The 17448-nt window shown below is 57.3% G+C and carries 17 protein-coding genes and 1 pseudogene; 12 read left to right on the top strand and 6 right to left on the bottom strand.

Features of this window, described 5'->3' with window-relative positions:
• Window positions 1-4: 4 nt before the first annotated feature.
• The 5 genes from RSK20926_RS03895 (at window position 5) to lpxB (ending at window position 3950) form a co-directional block, all read left to right on the top strand.
• Window positions 5-637 (top strand): OmpH family outer membrane protein, encoded by a 633-nt coding sequence (locus tag RSK20926_RS03895; protein WP_008204545.1) that lies wholly within the window; start codon window positions 5-7, stop codon window positions 635-637.
• A gap of 80 nt (window positions 638-717) precedes the next feature.
• A complete protein-coding gene (gene fabZ / locus RSK20926_RS03900) occupies window positions 718-1182 on the top strand; it encodes a 3-hydroxyacyl-ACP dehydratase FabZ (RefSeq protein ID WP_008204546.1) in 465 nt (154 codons plus the stop codon).
• 5 nt (window positions 1183-1187) lie between these two features.
• A complete protein-coding gene (gene lpxA / locus RSK20926_RS03905) occupies window positions 1188-1973 on the top strand; it encodes an acyl-ACP--UDP-N-acetylglucosamine O-acyltransferase (protein ID WP_008204547.1) in 786 nt (261 codons plus the stop codon).
• A 3-nt stretch (window positions 1974-1976) separates the two neighbouring features.
• Window positions 1977-2765 (top strand): LpxI family protein, encoded by a 789-nt coding sequence (locus RSK20926_RS03910; RefSeq protein ID WP_008204548.1) that lies wholly within the window; start codon window positions 1977-1979, stop codon window positions 2763-2765.
• A 24-nt stretch (window positions 2766-2789) separates the two neighbouring features.
• A complete protein-coding gene (gene lpxB, locus RSK20926_RS03915; RefSeq protein ID WP_008204549.1) occupies window positions 2790-3950 on the top strand; it encodes a lipid-A-disaccharide synthase in 1161 nt (386 codons plus the stop codon).
• Between the two features lie 294 nt (window positions 3951-4244).
• On the opposite strand, the gene mnmA is transcribed toward lpxB, so the two are convergent.
• Entirely contained in the window at window positions 4245-5390 is a 1146-nt protein-coding gene (gene mnmA, locus RSK20926_RS03920) for a tRNA 2-thiouridine(34) synthase MnmA (protein ID WP_008204550.1), read from the bottom strand.
• A gap of 147 nt (window positions 5391-5537) precedes the next feature.
• Here mnmA and sciP point away from each other — a divergent pair, with 147 nt between their 5' ends.
• The 5 genes from sciP to RSK20926_RS23320 all read left to right on the top strand — a co-directional run bounded on the left by sciP (window position 5538) and on the right by RSK20926_RS23320 (window position 11573).
• Window positions 5538-5810, top strand: coding sequence for a CtrA inhibitor SciP (gene sciP / locus RSK20926_RS03925; protein ID WP_008204551.1), 273 nt, complete (start codon window positions 5538-5540; stop codon window positions 5808-5810).
• Window positions 5811-5940: 130 nt separating this feature from the next.
• Entirely contained in the window at window positions 5941-6660 is a 720-nt protein-coding gene (gene ctrA, locus RSK20926_RS03930) for a response regulator transcription factor CtrA (RefSeq protein ID WP_008204552.1), read from the top strand.
• A 296-nt stretch (window positions 6661-6956) separates the two neighbouring features.
• Window positions 6957-9206, top strand: coding sequence for an NAD-dependent DNA ligase LigA (gene ligA, locus RSK20926_RS03935; RefSeq protein ID WP_008204553.1), 2250 nt, complete (start codon window positions 6957-6959; stop codon window positions 9204-9206).
• Window positions 9203-11293 (top strand): ATP-dependent DNA helicase RecG, encoded by a 2091-nt coding sequence (recG, locus tag RSK20926_RS03940; protein WP_008204554.1) that lies wholly within the window; start codon window positions 9203-9205, stop codon window positions 11291-11293. The genes ligA and recG overlap by 4 nt, the downstream gene beginning before the upstream one ends.
• A gap of 157 nt (window positions 11294-11450) precedes the next feature.
• On the top strand, window positions 11451-11573 hold the full coding sequence (locus RSK20926_RS23320; RefSeq protein ID WP_008204555.1) for a hypothetical protein: 123 nt from the start codon (window positions 11451-11453) through the stop codon (window positions 11571-11573).
• A 314-nt stretch (window positions 11574-11887) separates the two neighbouring features.
• Here the strand turns inward: RSK20926_RS23320 and RSK20926_RS03945 are convergent, their stop codons facing one another.
• Window positions 11888-12340, bottom strand: coding sequence for an iron-sulfur cluster assembly scaffold protein (locus tag RSK20926_RS03945; protein WP_037253714.1), 453 nt, complete (start codon window positions 12338-12340; stop codon window positions 11888-11890).
• 59 nt (window positions 12341-12399) lie between these two features.
• Here RSK20926_RS03945 and hisI point away from each other — a divergent pair, with 59 nt between their 5' ends.
• The gene (gene hisI, locus RSK20926_RS03950) at window positions 12400-12777 is read left to right on the top strand and encodes a phosphoribosyl-AMP cyclohydrolase (RefSeq protein ID WP_008204557.1); all 378 of its coding nucleotides are present in this window, start codon (window positions 12400-12402) and stop codon (window positions 12775-12777) included.
• Between the two features lie 68 nt (window positions 12778-12845).
• Here hisI and RSK20926_RS22365 read toward each other — a convergent pair.
• The 4 genes and pseudogenes from RSK20926_RS22365 to RSK20926_RS03965 all read right to left on the bottom strand — a co-directional run bounded on the left by RSK20926_RS22365 (window position 12846) and on the right by RSK20926_RS03965 (window position 16960).
• Window positions 12846-13780, bottom strand: a pseudogene (locus RSK20926_RS22365) (glutamate--tRNA ligase family protein).
• Window positions 13777-14391, bottom strand: a complete 615-nt coding sequence (locus tag RSK20926_RS03955; protein ID WP_008204560.1) for a class I SAM-dependent DNA methyltransferase — start codon at window positions 14389-14391, stop codon at window positions 13777-13779. The pseudogene RSK20926_RS22365 and the gene RSK20926_RS03955 overlap by 4 nt, the downstream one beginning before the upstream one ends.
• Before the next feature lie 33 nt (window positions 14392-14424).
• Complete coding sequence (trmFO, locus tag RSK20926_RS03960; protein ID WP_008204561.1) at window positions 14425-15768, bottom strand: methylenetetrahydrofolate--tRNA-(uracil(54)-C(5))-methyltransferase (FADH(2)-oxidizing) TrmFO; 1344 nt, start codon at window positions 15766-15768, stop codon at window positions 14425-14427.
• Window positions 15769-16171: 403 nt separating this feature from the next.
• Entirely contained in the window at window positions 16172-16960 is a 789-nt protein-coding gene (locus RSK20926_RS03965) for an enoyl-CoA hydratase (protein WP_008204564.1), read from the bottom strand.
• 58 nt (window positions 16961-17018) lie between these two features.
• Here RSK20926_RS03965 and RSK20926_RS03970 point away from each other — a divergent pair, with 58 nt between their 5' ends.
• The gene (locus RSK20926_RS03970; protein ID WP_008204565.1) at window positions 17019-17441 is read left to right on the top strand and encodes a PaaI family thioesterase; all 423 of its coding nucleotides are present in this window, start codon (window positions 17019-17021) and stop codon (window positions 17439-17441) included.
• Window positions 17442-17448: the final 7 nt, after the last annotated feature.

Raw genomic sequence — 17448 nt, forward strand, 5'->3', positions numbered from 1 at the left:
TCCCATGGCTCCGCGTTATCTGCGGCATAAGAAATCAAAAGCGCTGGTCTTCGGGCCTGCGCTTTTTGCCTGTTTCATGACCCTGGGCGATGTCATCCAGGCGCAGCAAACCCGTTTGCATCCAAATCTGGGCAGTGATCTCCAGTTTGGCGCACCCCAAAGCGGAGTTCTGACCATCGAGCCAGAGCGCCTCTTTGTTGAAAGCGCCTTTGGCAAGCGGGTGATCGCAGAAATCGAAGCCGAGGGGGCTGTGCTGACTGCAGAGAACCGCAGGATAGAAGCGGAGCTGCGGCAAGAGGAGCAAGACCTGACTGTGCGGCGGCCAGAAATGGAGCCTGAAGCCTTTCGTGCGCTTGCGGATGCCTTTGATGCGAAGGTTCAGGAAACACGACGGTTGCAACAGGAAAAACTTCTGGAGATCAGCCAGATCCGGGACGACGCCCGTGTCGAATTTGCCCTGGCTTCAAAACCGATCCTCGAGCAGATCATGCGTGAGGCCGGCGCGGGGGCTATTCTAGATCTGAGTGCTGTCTTCATCGCAGCAGATTCAGTGGATGTTACGGATCTTGCGATTGATCAGATTGACCGTCTTCTAGGAGATGGCGCTGAACCGGACCAGCAAAATCCGGAAGAGTAACGACGTGCTGCGCGCTTGCTGAACTTTGTTTCCCTTGTTAGGGACAGCGCAGACCGCAGAAAAATTATAGGAAAGCCACCATGACCGCAGAGCTGCAAAGCGCCGATATTCACCTCATCCAGCGTATTCTGCCGCACCGCTATCCCTTCCTTCTGGTGGATAAGGTTGTCGATATTGATGGTTTCTCTTCTGCACGTGGCATCAAGAATGTCACCATGAACGAGCCGCATTTCCAGGGGCATTTCCCTGGTGCACCTATCATGCCTGGTGTCACCATTGTCGAAGCCATGGCGCAAACCGCAGGGGTTATGCTGGGTGTTGCCTTGGATATGGTCGACACGGATCTGCTGATCTACTTTATGAATATCGACAAGTGTAAGTTCCGCCGCAAAGTCATCCCTGGGGATGTTCTGGAAATGAAGGTGGAAACCCTGCGCGGTAAGCCAGGTGGCAAGATCTTTAAGTTCAAGGGAACTGCGACCGTTGAAGGTGAAGTGGCTGCCGAAGCCGAATTCACCGCCATGGTCGACCTGCAAAAGGACTGACCAATATGAGCCAGATCCACCCCAGCGCCATCATTGAAGAGGGCGCCCAAATTGGCGAGGACTGTGTGATTGGTCCGTTCTGCCATATCGGTCCCGAAGTGGTTTTGGGGGATCGGGTTACATTGAAATCCCATGTGGTCGTTGCTGGAAACACTCAGATCGGGGAAGAGAGCACGATTTTCTCTTTCGCAGTTGTGGGCGAGATCCCGCAGGATCTGAAGTTCAAGGGCGAAAAATGCCGGACCGAAATCGGTCAACGTAATCGCATCCGCGAGCATGTGACCATCAATGCGGGCACTGAAGGCGGGGGAGGCGTCACCCGGATCGGTGATGATGGGCTCTTTATGGCGGGCTGCCATATCGCCCATGATGCGCTGATTGGTGATCGGGTTATCGTGGTCAATTCCTCCGCAGTGGCCGGTCACTGTGTCATCGAGGATGACGTGATCATCGGTGGCCTGTCCGGGCTGCACCAATTTGTCCGCATAGGCAAAGGCGCCATCATCGGGGCGCTCTCCATGGTGACCAATGATGTCATTCCCTATGGGCTGGTGCAGGCACCGCGCGGCGAGTTGGACGGGCTCAACCTGGTTGGCCTCAAACGTCGAGGGGTCGCGCGTGCGGATATTACTGCACTGCGCGCGGCCTTCCAGATGCTGGCCCAGGGTGAAGGTACCTTCTCAGAGCGCGCCAAGCGTCTGGGGGAAGAGGCGGATAGCGACTATGTCCGCGATATCGTCGATTTTGTTGCTGGCGACACTCACCGTTCCTTCTTGACGCCTGGGGGATAAAACATGCTGGCACTTATTGCGGGCCGTGGCTTGCTGCCAAAAGAAGTTGCCGCGCGTCTGCCAGAGCGGGCGCTAATCTGTGCTCTCGCAGGATCTGAGCCTGACTGTGTTGATGCGGAAATCACCTTCCGACTGGAGCATTTCGGTAGCTTTCTGGAGCGCCTGAAAGCCGCTGGCGTAACAGAGGTTTGTCTGGCGGGGGCTGTGACGCGCCCTCAGATTGATCCCACTGCCATTGATGCGGCAACCCTGCCTCTGGTCCCTGCCTTCCAAGCTGCCTTGGCAGCGGGGGACGATGGCGCTCTGCGCGCGGTCATGGCAATTCTGGAGCAGGCTGGATTTACTTTGCGTGCAGCACATGAGGCTGCGCCTGATCTGTTGATGGGCGAGGGGGTCTTTACCCGCGTCCAACCCGGTGAGCTGGATCACGCGGATGCCGCGCGGGGCGCAGAGATCGTTGCCGCCATGAGTGCTGCCGATATCGGCCAAAGTTGCGCGGTTCGCGCCTGTCAGGCTATTGCTGTCGAAAATGCCTTTGGCACCGATTGGATGCTGCACAGTCTCAGTGCACGGCCAGATGGCGAAGGCGGGCTTATGTTCAAAGCCCCTAAGCCTGGTCAGGATCGCCGTGCGGATCTGCCGACCATTGGGCCAGAAACGGTTGCTGCTGCTGCCACAGCCGGCCTTTCCGGTATCGTGCTCGAGGCTGGCGGTGTGCTGGTCCTGAACCAGGAAGAGGTGATCGCTGCCTGTGATCGCCATGGGCTTTTCCTCTGGCTACGGCCAGCCTGATCGATACCACAAGAGAAACCCTGCATGAGCCTCTCTGTCTTTATCCTTGCTGGTGAGCCCTCTGGTGACAGGTTGGGGCGCGCCTTGATGGCGGGGGTGAAGCAGCTGCAGCCGGATGTCTGCTTTGAAGGTATCGGCGGGACCCTGATGGCGGAAGAGGGGCTGTCCTCTCGCTTTCCTATGGAAGAGCTGTCGGTCATGGGGCTGGCCGAGGTGTTGCCAAAGTACCGGCACCTCAAACGGCGGATCAGGGAGACTGCTGAGGCGGTGCTGGAGATGAAGCCGGATGTGTTGATCACGATCGACAGTCCGGATTTTTCTCTGCGTGTGGCGCGTCTGGTCAAGGAACGCAGCGATATTCGTTCGGTCCATTATGTTGCGCCCTCGGTTTGGGCTTGGCGTCCCAAACGTGCGGCAAAAATGGCTGAGGTCATAGACCATGTTCTGGCGCTCTTGCCTTTTGAACCTCCCTATATGGAGGCGGCGGGAATGGAGTGTGATTTCGTCGGCCATCCCGTTGTTGCTGAACCTCAGGCGACAGAGGAAGAGATTTCCACTTTCAGAACAGCCTTCGGACTTGGCGAGGCGCCCTTCGTCCTGGCACTGCCGGGCTCACGCCGCTCGGAGGTGGCCCGCCTGGCACCGGTCTTTGGTGAAGCCCTGGCAGAATTCTGTGCGCAGAATCCGGAACATCGTGTGGTCGTACCCGCCGCCGGACCGGTTGCAGGTGCAGTCAAAGAGGCCTTGCAGGCCTGGCCTGAGGGGTCGCTCCTGATTGATCCGTCGGATTTCGACCCTAGTATTGCCAAAGCTCACAAACGCGCGGCTTTTGCAGCGGCGGATCTGGCCCTGGCGGCTTCGGGGACCGTGTCTTTGGAACTTGCGGCGGCCCGAACCCCGATGGTCATCGCCTATAGGTTCCAGTGGCTCACTTGGCAAATCATGAAGCGCATGGCGCTGATTGATACCGTGACACTGGTCAATCTGGTGAGTGACACCCGTGTGGTGCCAGAATGCCTAGGCCCGAATTGCACGGCGGAGAATATCGCCAAAAACCTCTCGGATCTTGTCACCAGTTCCGAAGATCAGCACGAAGCCATGGACTTGACCATGGAGCGTCTGGGGCTAGGTGGCGAAGCGCCCGGGTTGCGGGCCGCGCGTGCGATCCTCCAGCGGCTGTCGTGACCTGTTTGTAATGTAAAAGTTCGATGCTGGATGGTGAGCGCGCCGGAGGCTTAGCCTCCCGGCCCCGGCGCTTGTCATGCGCGCAGGCCCCTATGGGTCCTGCGCGCGGCGCCTGTGGCGGGTGATAGCTACAAAATGCTAGAGGTTTCGGTCTTGCAAAGGGGGGGCTGAGAAGCGTTTGAGGGGCAGGTTTGCCCTCAAAGCGCCTTTTCAATTTTGTGTGTAATCCGCACCAAGGGCAAGCCGCGCCATGTGCGGAGGCTTCGCCTCCCTTGACCTGTAAGGTTGAGAAGATCAATACCCGCGCCAGATCCAGCCGCCGCCAAAAATGCGAGAACCTTCGGAGGCGTAGAAAACACAGGCCTGTCCAGGAGAGATACCCTCTTCTGGTGTCAGCAGCTCGACCTCAGCCGTTGTTTCCGTTAGCGGACGGATGATGGCCTCACGCGGGGGGCGTGTAGAGCGGACCTTGACCTTGAGGTGCCATTCCTTTTGGGAAGTGAAAGGCGCATCCCCCAGCCAGTTTATCTCGCGAACCGGAATGGTGCGGGTGGCAAGTAGGTCCTTGGGCCCAACAACGACCTGTTTCTTGTCCACATCCAGTTTCACCACATAGAGCGGCTCTGAGAGGCCACCGATACCCAGCCCGCGTCGCTGGCCGATGGTATAGTGAATGACGCCCTCATGCGTGCCCAATACCCGACCATCGCTATGCACGATCTCGCCGGGTTCGGCGGCACCAGGGCGTAGTTTTTCGATCACGGAGGCATAGTTGCCATCAGGCACAAAGCAAATGTCCTGACTATCAGGCTTATCTGCCACTGCCAGACCGTATTGGGCGGCCATCTCGCGGGTGGCATCCTTGGACGGCAGATGCCCGAGCGGGAAACGCAGATAGTCCAACTGCTCCGGCGTGGTGGAGAAGAGGAAATAGCTTTGATCGCGATTGGCATCCTCGGCTGAATGCAGCTCTGGCCCCTGTTCGCCCATCATACGCTGAATGTAGTGACCGGTGGCCATGCAATCGGCCTCCAGATCCTTGGCGGTTTCCAGCAGGTCCTTGAACTTCACACGTTCGTTGCAGCGGATGCAGGGCACCGGGGTGGCGCCGGCCAGATAGCTGTCGGCAAATTCGTCAATGACCGCATCCTTAAAGATGTTCTCATAGTCGAGAACATAATGCGGGAAGCCACGCTCTTCCGCCACACGGCGCGCGTCATGGATATCAATCCCAGCACAGCAGGCGCCTTTTTTGGCCAGGGCCGCGCCGTGGTCGTAAAGCTGCAGCGTTACGCCAACCACATCATAGCCCTGATCCGCCAGATAGGCCGCCACAACAGAACTGTCGACGCCGCCGGACATTGCGACAACAACCCGGGTTTCGGCCGGTGGTTTTGCAAAGCCGAGAGAGTTCAGCGGGGTGTCATTGTCCAGCGCCATGGGGCGACTCCTCAAGTCAAGGGGGAAGGCGTCGCAGAATATATGAAAATCCTAACGACTCTCAAGAGGCAGGTTCACTGCTCATTAAGTACAATAGGCAAAAGCTCTTAAGGACCAGAAGAAAATACCGCAAGTTAGGTGAAACGCATGTTTCTAAAGAAAGTTGATGGCCCGCGTGCTGTGACCCTTCCGGATGGGTCTATCATGACGCGGGCAGATCTACCGCCAGAAAGCACCCGGCGTTGGGTGGCCTCGCGCAAGGCTGCAGTTGTGCGGGGCGTGCTTTATGGCTTGATTCCCCAAACTGAGGCTCTGCGCATCTATGGGCTCAGCGAAGAAGAGTTCCGCAGCTGGATCGCTGCGGTGGCGGATCACGGAGAAGATGCGCTTAAGACAACACGCCTGAAGGACTACCGATAACTTTAAGAAAATTTGTACTTGGCTATTGAGTAAAAGTTGAGAAAGAATGACTTTAGTAACGGGCCATTAACCTTTTTCAATCAGGGTTAACGCAACCTGAGGGAAACAGTGTACAGGCGGAGAACAAAAAATGCGCATTCTTCTGGTAGAAGATGATCCAACTACAGCCAAGAGCATTGAGCTGATGTTGACCCATGCCAACCTCAACGTCTATTCGACGGATCTGGGCGAGGAAGGCATCGACCTTGCAAAACTATATGATTACGACCTGATCCTTCTGGATCTTGGGCTGCCGGATATGAATGGCCATGAGGTTCTGCGCCAGCTGCGTATGGCCCGGATCGAAACACCGATCCTCATCCTTTCTGGTGCCGATGATACTGATAACAAAATCAAAGGCTTCGGCTTTGGCGCGGATGACTATCTGACCAAACCCTTCCACCGCGAAGAGCTGGTGGCACGGATCCACGCCATCATTCGTCGCTCCAAAGGCCATTCGCAGTCGATCATCAATACGGGCAAGATTGCGGTAAACCTGGACGCGAAAACGGTTGAGGTTGAAGGCAAGACTGTTCATCTCACCGGTAAAGAATATCAGATGCTTGAGCTGCTTTCGCTGCGCAAAGGCACAACCCTGACTAAAGAGATGTTCCTCAACCACCTCTATGGTGGCATGGACGAACCAGAACTTAAAATTATCGACGTGTTTATCTGCAAGTTGCGCAAAAAGCTGAGCACAGCGACCGGTGGCGACAACTATATCGAAACGGTTTGGGGGCGTGGCTATGTTCTGCGGGACCCGCAGGATGATCAGATGTCAGGCGGTCACCGCATGGCTGTTGGGGCGTAACACCTCCGTAGCTTAGATGCTGTTTCTTTGCCGGACAGTCGGCAGGTTACTAGGCCGGGTCATTGTGACCCGGCCTTTGTCGTTCGTTGACCTGCATTGGAAATGACCCAAATGTTGTAAAACTGAAAGAAAAGGTAAATTTGCGCCTGCAGCGAAGTGCCGTTTCGTCCTGCTCAATTTTTTGCATTCCTATTTCCGAACTTAATTTTTGATTGGTCTGCCCTGACTAATCTCTCTGGGCTAGACCTTGGGCAGTCGGAGGCTTATCACCGAATAAGAACAAACGGGGATAACGCGTGGAAAAGCCCATTTCTGATCTCTCTGAGAACGAAGCACAAGAGGAGCTCAACGAGCTGAAATTGCTGATTTGGTCAGCAGATCGACTCCATCATACTCACGACATTTCTGAGATATCCGATGGTGCTTATGATCGAGAAAAGCGCCGCCTAAAGGAGCTGGTGGATACTTTTCCCAAACTACGGCCACAAGCCGAAAAGATTTTAGATTCTGTCGGCGCGCCTGCAGCTTCCGGTTTTGGGAAAATCTCCCATGCGATCCCTATGCTGTCCCTGGGCAATGCCTTTGAGGATGGCGATGTCGCTGATTTCACCAAAGGGATACGAAATTACCTGGGGCAATCCGCTGATCAGTCCCTGGCTTTTACCGCTGAACCCAAGATTGACGGTCTTTCCCTGTCTCTGCGGTACGAAAACGGGCGGTTGGTTCATGGGGCGACACGTGGAGATGGATCAACCGGAGAGGATGTCACGGAAAACGCACGCACAATCGCTGATATCCCACAGGTGTTAACAGGGGCTCCAGAAATCCTGGAGGTGCGCGGTGAAGTGTATATGAGTCATGCAGATTTTGCGACTTTAAACGCCCGTCAAGAAGAGCAGGGTGGCAAGAGTTTTGCCAATCCGCGTAACGCGGCCGCCGGCTCACTGCGCCAATTGGATGCGGAGGTCACGCGGGCCCGACCTTTGCGCTTCTTTGCCTATAGCTGGGGGGAGCTTAGTGAACCTCTTGCGAAAACACAGTTTGAAGCCATTGAGAGACTGTCCGTTCTGGGTTTTCAAACCAATGAGCTGACTGCGCTCTGCACCTCTGTCGAAGAGATGATCGCGCATTACCGTAGGATCGAAGAGCAGCGCGCCACGCTGGGCTATGATATCGACGGCGTGGTTTACAAAGTGAACGATATGGCTCTGCAGGCGCGCCTCGGCTTTCGGGCGACCACGCCACGTTGGGCGATTGCGCATAAATTCCCGGCGGAACTGGCCTGGACCAGATTGGAAGCTATCGACATTCAGGTCGGACGCACCGGTGCACTTAGCCCAGTGGCGCGACTGACGCCGGTCACCGTGGGCGGCGTCGTGGTCTCAAATGCCACCCTGCACAACGAAGACTATATTCAGGGCCGGGATAACAAGGGCGAAGAGATCCGCGGCGGCAAGGAAATCCGTGTGGGCGACTGGGTGCAGATCTATCGCGCTGGGGATGTGATCCCAAAGGTCGCGGATGTGGACATTCGCAAACGCACAGGGAATGAGATCCCTTTTGCCTTTCCAACGACGTGCCCCGAGTGCGGATCAGAAGCCGTGCGCGAAGAAGGTGACGCGGTGCGCCGTTGCACCGGTGGGTTGATTTGTCCGGCGCAGGCGATTGAAAAGCTTAAGCATTTTGTCTCCCGAAAGGCCTTTGATATCGATGGTCTCGGTGCCAAGCAGCTGGAGATGTTTTTTGAGGATACGGATCTACCGATCCGCACGCCGGTGGATATCTATAGGCTGGAGCAACGTGACGGGGAAAACCTGGCGAAGTTGAAAAACCGGCACGGCTGGGGCGCGCAGAGTGCCGAAAACCTCTTTGCTGCGATCACGCAGAAACGCCGTATCCCGCTGGGTCGGATGATCTTTGGCCTCGGCATTCGCCACGTGGGGGAAGTCGCAGCCAAGGATCTGGCACTGCATTTCGGCTCTTGGGCGGATCTGGCCGCTGCCGTTGATCTGGCGCGTGAGGCTGCGCTGGCCCATCGCGCTGCAGATCTGGCCGAAGAGAAGGAGCGACAGGCAGCAGCAGCCGAAGGTAGGCGCGCGCGCATCAAAGAAACCCGCGACCTTGAGGTGTCGCGTCTGGAAGTTTCCGCATCAGCACGCGAGAGCTGGGAAGATCTGATTGGGATCGACGGGATCGGCGCCACGGTCGGCCTGTCGCTTTCTGATGCCCTGGCCAATGTCGAAGAGCGCAGCGTCATCGATGCGCTGGTCCATGAGTTGGAGATCGAAGCCCCCGCAGCTCCTGCACAGGAAAGCCCGGTTGCGGGAAAAACGGTGGTCTTCACCGGCAAGCTTGAAAAAATGACTCGGGATGAGGCAAAGGCGCGGGCAGAGGCGCTGGGGGCCAAGGTTTCCGGATCGGTCTCCAAGAAGACGGATATTCTGGTGGCAGGGCCTGGCGCAGGATCCAAAGAGAAGAAGGCGCAGGAATTGGGCATCGAAATCCTGGATGAGGAGGGCTGGCTGGCCCGTATTGCGCTGCTATGAGCGGGCGTCCCGAGGTCCTGTTTCCGCTTTTTGCCGCGGCTGATACCCTAAAAGGGGTTGGCCCGAAAATCGCACAGAATCTACAGCAGATTGGTTTGGAAACACCTCGGGACCTGTTGTTCTTATTGCCATATTCGGTTCTGGATCGACGCCGTAGGTCCACAATCCGGGGGCTGGAACTGCCGGGGATTGCTACGGTTGAGGTCACCATTGGCAGCCACCGTCCAGCGCGCAACAAGGGGGGGGCTTACCGGATCAATGTGACAGATCAGGAGGAGGAGTTTCAATTGGTATTCTTCCATGGTCGCAGCCGTTATCTGGAAGCTCAATGTCCGGAAGGCTCCCGCCGCTTGGTCTCGGGCAAGCTGGAGCTGTTTGATGGCATGGCGCAGATGGTCCATCCCGATCATATGCTCCCTTTGGCTGAGGCCGAAGATATTCCGGAGTTTGAACCAGTCTACCCTCTGACCCATGGGGTGACGCAGAAGACCATGACCAAGGCGGTTCAAAGTGCCTTGACGCGCTTACCGGACCTGTCTGAATGGATCGACCCTGCACTCTGTTCCCGAGAAGGGTGGCCGAGCTGGCGGGAGGCCCTGCAACAGGCCCATGTTCCCCAGGGGCAGGAGGATCTGGATCCGGAGGCATCGCCGCGTGCGCGGCTGGCCTATGACGAACTCTTTGCGCATCAGGTCACTCTGGCCCTGGCGCGACAGCAGGAACGGCAACGAAAAGGCCGGGCTAGCTTGGCAACGGGGCATCTGCAATCGCGCGTGCTGAGTGCTTTGCCCTATCGGCCCACAGGGGCACAGGCCCGCGCAATCGAAGAAATCTCTGCAGATATGGCGCGTGACATCCGCATGAACAGATTGCTGCAAGGTGATGTGGGCGCAGGAAAAACCCTGGTTGCCTTTATGGCGCTTCTGGTCGCGGTTGAGGCGGGTGGCCAGGGGGTGATGATGGCACCGACCGGTATCTTGGCGCAGCAGCATCTGGAGGGGCTGAAGCCGCTTGCAGAAGATGCCGGTGTGGTACTGGAGGTGCTGACTGGCCGTGACAAGGGGACGGAGCGGCGCAAAAAGCTGGATGCTCTGGCGCGCGGAGATATTCAGATCCTGGTTGGCACCCATGCGGTGTTTCAGCAGGATGTTGCCTTTAAGGATTTGCGCCTGGCGGTTGTTGATGAGCAGCACCGCTTTGGGGTGCGTCAGCGGATGGAACTGGCTGAAAAGGGTCAGGGGGCGGATGTTCTGGTTATGACTGCTACGCCGATTCCCCGCTCGCTGGCGCTGGCGCAATATGGAGATATGGAAGTATCCGTCCTGGATGAGAAACCACCGGGGCGCAAACCTGTGAAAACGGCGGTTGTCGCAACGGAACGTATGCAGGAGGTGGTGGAGCATCTGCGTGGCGCCATCGAAGAGGGGCGGCAGTGTTACTGGGTCTGCCCCTTGGTGGGCGAATCCGAAGTGATGGATCTGACCGCCGCTGAGGAACGGTTCAATCACCTGCGCGCAGCCCTAGGAGAGGGGCAGGTGGGGCTGGTCCACGGCCAAATGCCCCCGGCTGAGAAAGACGCGGCCATGGAGGCCTTTGTTTCTGGGAAAACCAAGGTTCTGGTTGCCACCACAGTGATTGAGGTCGGCGTCAATGTTCCCAATGCGTCGATCATGGTGATTGAGCGGGCTGAGATTTTTGGCCTGGCACAGCTGCACCAGCTGCGGGGACGTGTTGGTCGGGGATCTGCTCAATCCACCTGCTTGTTGCTCTATCAACCGCCTCTGAGTGAGGGCGGGCGGCGGCGGCTAGAGGTTCTGCGCGAGACAGAAGATGGCTTTCGGATCTCCGAGACCGACCTGCAGATGCGGGGCGCGGGGGATGTCATTGGCACCGCGCAATCGGGCCTGCCGAAATTTCGCATTGCTGATCTTGAAAAACAGGCGCCACTCATGGCCCTGGCGCAAAGCGATGCGCGCGCGCTTCTTGCAAAAGATCCGGACCTAACCTCGGAGCGGGGACAGGCTGTTCGCGTTCTTTTGTGGTTGATGAAACAGGATCAGGCTATTCGTTTGATTTCAGTGGGTTAGATCTATTCTGTTCTACTTGCACTGTGGTTTGTTCTAAAAAGTTCGCAAATGTTCTCAAAAAGTTCTTTACAGAATGAGCGTAAAATGAGAACAAAGAGGCAACAAGACCGGCACAGACCGGACGGAGCAAATCGACAGAGAGAAGAGAGGCCGAGACATGATGACCCAGCTGAAAACTGTTCTTCAAAACGCCCAGGCAACCCTGCTGCAGGATGCTATCGGTGCGGCTTCGCTAATGGTCATGCTGGTCGCCGCGCTACACCTGCCTGGACTGCTCTAGGGTCGCGCTTCCCGAGATTCACCAACTGCCTGACGTCTTTGAAGCAGCGGAGCTTGCATCGCATCCCGACTTCCTGATGGGGGATGTCCCGCCTGTACACATCCCTACCGGCTGCATCATCTGCCGGAAAGCCCACTGGTCCCCGAACAAAGACGCCTCACCTGCCGCCACCATCTGCCCGGATGTGTGGCGGCTTTTTCTTTCTTAACAGTTTCTTGCACGAAGAAGTGAAACTGAAAGTTTCACTGATATGGAAAGGGAAACGATCCCAAATTGAAGCAAATGGGAGTATTTGGAACAGAGTAGATACCGTGTCAGGCGCAGCTCTCTTGCCGCAGCTCATCCATGGCCTCAAGGCAGGCTTCCAGGCACAGCAGGATAGAGGCGTGCCGGTTCTTGAATTCGCGGGCCGGCATCAGCACTTCGAGATCCTGAAACGGCGCCTCTGGCGTTGGACCTTCCGCGGTCAGCATGGCCTTCAACTGATTCCGCGCCTGTTCGACCTCGGCTTGGCTGCGCCCGACAATATTGGCGCCCACAACGGAGGCAGAGGCCTGCCCCAGGGCGCAGGCTTTGACATCCTGGCCAAAGGAAGAGATGCGGCCATCCTGCAGGCAGAGATCAACCGTCACGGTAGACCCACAAAGCGGCGCGCGTTTTTTTGCCGTTGCATCCGGGCTGTCCAGCCGGTCCAGATGTGGAATATCGGCTGCCAGTGCCAGAATGCGCTGAGAGTAAAGCTTGATGAGATCGGTTTCGCTGGACATTGGCAGGCTCGGGCTTTCCCTTGGGTCGTGTTCCCCATACATAGGGAGCCGAACAGCAGATGCAAAAGGTTTTTGCCATGAGTTTTGATCCCGCCAGCCTGAAATTTGATGACGCCGGGCTGATCCCCTGTATCGCACAGGACGAAAGCTCCGGTGAGGTGCTGATGATGGCCTGGATGAATGCCGATGCGGTGGCGCGCACGCTGGAGAGCGGTCGGGTCACCTATTGGTCGCGTTCCCGTCAATCGTTTTGGATCAAGGGGGAAACCTCAGGCCATGTGCAGGAACTGGTGGATCTGCGGCTGGATTGCGACCGTGACTGCCTGCTGGCCCTGGTGCGACAAACCGGAGCCGCCTGCCACACCAATCGCCGAACCTGTTTCTATACCGCTGTAAGGGAGGGCGAAGAGGTCGAGTTGATGAAACCGATGAGTTGAACGGATACGAAAGGGCGGCCCTGGTGGGCCGCTGCCTCCGGCGGAGGTATTTGAGGGAAAGTGAACCCTTAGGCAAGGCCAACCATAGCGCGAATGTCCTGGGGGGGTGGCGCCTTCGGCGCGGTATTTGGCAATGGCGCGGGCGTCGTCACGTTTGGCAAGGCGCTTGCCCTGACCGTCGCGGATCAGCGGTGATGGTGGTAGCTGGGTTGTGACCAGTAATTTTTAATCTCATCATCAAGCAAATACCCAATGAGCGTCTGGATAATCGTGGCTTCCAGGAGGTCCTCTCCGCGTATGACATGAGTAACTTTTTGTCTTGATCGTCTCCGACAACGGCCCAAGTGATAGGCGGCTCCCATATTTTACGGGAGACAACAAAATCTCCGATTTGCTTTTTTACATAATCGGAAGTGAACTCGTAGCAGTTCACCTTGGTATTTGCGCATTGCCCGGATTCAGGAAAGGTAGAAAAGCGTGCATTTTCACCGGCGCGTGGAATGAATAGGTAACCTGTATGATGAGGCTCGAGCGCTTTTGACACATCGAAGCGCAGTGTAACATCTCTAGGACGCGGTCCGGTGGGGGGGTGACCTGCATTGGCTCGCGGTCGGCAGGTTCCTGGGTAGATTAGCCCGTCCGGTCCAAACTGAAGACCACCTTCCTGTGGCGCCGACTGGGCTTCTTTGATGTCCCGACGCGTGCAGGAGCATTCGTAGAGCAAACCCTTGCGCCAAAGGACGTCAAGGGCAGTGTCATAATCCGCTTGGCACTCGGATTGTTTGCGAACTGGTTCTGTCCATGAGATTCCAAGCCAGTGCAGGTCTTCGTAAATCTGCTCTTCCCAGATATCGCGGGATCTGGACTGGTCCAGGTCATCTATTCGCAATAGGAATGTGCCGCCCTCGGCCATGGCCCTATCATGGGCCAGCATAGCGGAATAGGCGTGGCCTAGGTGCAGGGGACCAGTTGGCGAAGGGGCAAAGCGGGTGGTGAATGTCACGCTTTCTCAATCACATAGACGGTGGATTTCAGGTTCAATCCGGGGAGGTGCTCCCCGTGTTCCTGAAATAGCAGCCTTGCGGCCCCGCAGTCGACCCATTCAGTGATTTTTATTGTGAAGGTGGGATCCGCCAGGGCGTGATCATTATAGGAAAAGCAGAATTTTCCGCCCCTGGGCAGGGCATTCATGATCATATCAAAAACTGGCGGCGGTGCAGCACCCGTCCCCAATACACCGCAGCCGATGATCAGCCGGTAGGCTCCTCGCGGGACCGGTTTTCGATTGGAAAGCCTGATATTGACGAGTTTGCGGTAAGCGGTTTTCTCACGGGCCTGGGAGAGCATCTCTGCAGAAGGCTCCATGCCATCCACCACCTCAAATCCCTGCCGGCGCAGGGCGAGGCCGGATAGTCCGGTGCCGCAGCCAAAATCCAGAACCGGCTCGCTCTTATTGGGGTGAAACTCCGCCAGGGCGGCGGCGATCCGGCCCGGAGTGGCATAGCCGTTCTCGGAGATTTCCGCATCATAAGAGGCGGCCCATTGATTATAGTGATCAAGGGTCGCCTCTGGGGTTTCAAGGGAATAGGCCTTGTCCAGAAATTTTTCGCGCATAGGACCAGTTTAGGCACCCGGCGGTGATCTGGTCTAGGAAAAGTTTTTCAGCCACTCCTGCCAATGTTCCTTGGCGCGGTCGGTATAGGCCTTGTAGCGGTCCTTGCGGCCGCGACGCCCACCCTTGAGGCCATCCACAGGGCGGAACAGCCCGAAGTTCACATTCATCGGCTGGAAGGTTTTGGCCTCGGCACCGCCGGTGATGTGGTGGATGAGGGCGCCCATGGCGCTGTCTTGCGGCACCTCTGGCAGCTCCTGGTCCAGGATCTCCGCCGCAGCCAGACGGCCCGCCAAGAGGCCCATGGCGGCACTTTCCACATAGCCCTCAACCCCGGTGATCTGGCCTGCAAAGCGGATGTGCGGCTTCGACTTCAGCCGCATCTGGCTGTCCAGCAGGGTGGGCGAGTTCAGGAAGGTATTGCGGTGGATGCCGCCGAGACGGGCAAAGCTGGCGTTTTTCAGACCGGGGATCATCTTGAAGACCTGCGCCTGGGCGCCGTATTTCATTTTCGTTTGGAAACCGACGATGTTGAAAAGCGTCCCTAGCGCATTGTCGCGGCGCAGCTGAACCACGGCCCATGCTTTTTCCTCGGGCTTATGCGGGTTGGTGAGGCCTACGGGCTTCATCGGTCCATGACGCAGGGTCTCACGTCCACGCTCAGCCATGACCTCAATCGGCAGGCAGCCGTCGAAATAGCCGGCGGTCTCACCTTCGTGGAATTCGGTCTTGTCGGCGGCCAGGAGCGCGTCGATGAAGGCCTCATACTGGGGTTTGTCCATCGGGCAGTTGAGGTAGGCGGTGCGCTCTTCTTCTGTTTCGCCCTTGTCATAGCGTGACTGCATCCAGGCCTGGGACATATCGATGCTTTCGGCATAGACAATCGGCGCGATGGCATCAAAGAAGGCCAGTGCCTCAGCGCCGGTCTCTGCCTGGATTGCCTTGCCCAACTCGGGCGAGGTCAAGGGGCCGGTGGCAAAGATCCAGTGGCCATCGCTGGGCAGTTCGGTGATTTCCTCGTAAGATACCGTGACATTCGGATGCGCCTTCAGCTTAGCCGTCACGGTTTCGGCAAAGGGCTCGCGGTCAACCGCCAGCGCGCCGCCAGCGGGCAGGCGGTGTTCATCCGCCGTTGTCATGATCAAACCACCTGCGGCGCGCATTTCCCAATGCAACAGGCCCACGGCGTTCTGCTCATCATCATCAGAGCGGAAGGAGTTGGAGCAGACCATCTCACCCAGATTGCCGGTCTGATGGGCAAAGGTTTCCACTTTGGGGCGCATTTCGTGGATCACCACCTCTACGCCCATGTTTGCCGCCTGCCAGGCAGCCTCAGAGCCGGCCATGCCGCCGCCCACGATATGCAATGTCTTTGTCATGAGGGGCACATAGGGCAGGCGCGGCCTTTAGGCAATATTGCAGCTGCAGGAATGCGGCGGGATTGCGGCATCCTGACTGCGGCGCGACTGATTCCAGGCTGCTTTGGGGCAGGGTGATCTACATGGAGGCTGGGTTGCCAAGTGGCGAGCAGGTCAAGATCCGAAACAGCTAGCGCCGTTTTGCGTTCTTTTTCAGAAGATTAGGGGGATTTTGGGGCCGCTGCGCGGGAATGTCGACCGGGAGAGAGATCCGGCTGGAGGGACCTTCCGCCACAGCGGCCCAAAATTGTGTCCAGGCCTCGGCCTGTGCCCAATCTTTGCCATTATCCTGCCTTGATTGAAAGGCCTGATATGGAAACAATATGTGCCGAATGTTAAACAAAGCCTAAAATTTTAGGAAAACTCAGGATTTTTCCCAATTCGGGCTGCGTTTTTCGACAAAGGCAGCCATGCCTTCGATGGTATCGGCCTGCATCAGGTTCTCGACAATCACGCTGCTGGTATAGGCATAGGCTTCTTCGATGGGCATCTGCAGTTGATTGTAATAGGCCTCTTTGCCCACTTTCACCGCTGCGCCCAGTTTAGAGGCGATACGCTCTGCTATCGCGCCGGCCTCGGCCTGCAGGTCTTCTGCGGGAACCGAGCGGTTGATCAGGCCCAATTCGGCGGCGCATGGGGCCAGCATGAAGTCACCGGTAGTGAGCAACTCAAACGCATGTTTGCGCGGGATGTTGCGTGAGAGGGCCACCATGGGTGTGGAGCAAAAGAGCCCGATATTGACGCCATTGACGCCAAAGCGGCAATCCTCGGCAGCAACGGCCAGATCGCAAGAGGCCACCAATTGGCAACCTGCAGCGGTGGCAATGCCATGCACCTGGGCAATGACCGGCTGCGGCAGTTTTTGCAGCCCCAGCATGACAGAGGTGCAGCGGCGAAACAGATCCTCGAAATAGGCGCGCCCGCCATCCGCCGCAGCACGGCCCGCCGTCATTTGGCGGATGTCGTGGCCCGCGCAAAAGGCCTTGCCCGCGCCAGAGAGGATCACAGCCTTGATGGTGCGATCCTCTTGCAGAGCGTCGATCTGCTCTTGCAGTGCGGCCAGCATTTCATCCGAGAGGGCATTGAGCCGCTCGGGCGCGTTCATCTGTAGATGTGCCACCGCGCCTGTGTCGTTACGTTCCAGAATTGCCATCTTGCCCTCCGCCGCAATTGCAGGTGAACACTAGTGGGCAACGAGAGGAAGGGAAAGCATGGGGTTGGCGTTTGATGCAAAAGGCTTGCAGGCCTATATGGATGAGATTTTCCCGCAGGTGGCAGAGGACTTCGCCATCGATGAGCTGAGCGAGGCGGGCATCACCATGCGTCTGAAAGTGGCAGAACGGCACCTGCGTCCCGGCGGGACGGTTTCTGGTCCATCGATGTTCTCCTTGGCTGATTGTACGGTTTATGCGCTGGTGTTGTCGCGCCTGGGGCAGGAGGCGCTGGCAGTCACAACCAATTGTTCGCTTGATTTCATGCGCAAACCAGAGGCAGGCAGAGACATCATCGCCAAGGGCACCCTGCTAAAGCTAGGGCGTAGTCTGGCGGTTGGCGATGTACATATGTTCTCTGAAGGGTCGGACAGGCTGGTGGCACGATCCACCATGACCTATTCAATCCCTCCAAAAGGTTAGCGCGTAT

This window comes from Roseobacter sp. SK209-2-6 (assembly GCF_000169455.1).
Taxonomy (GTDB): Bacteria; Pseudomonadota; Alphaproteobacteria; order Rhodobacterales; family Rhodobacteraceae; genus Pseudophaeobacter.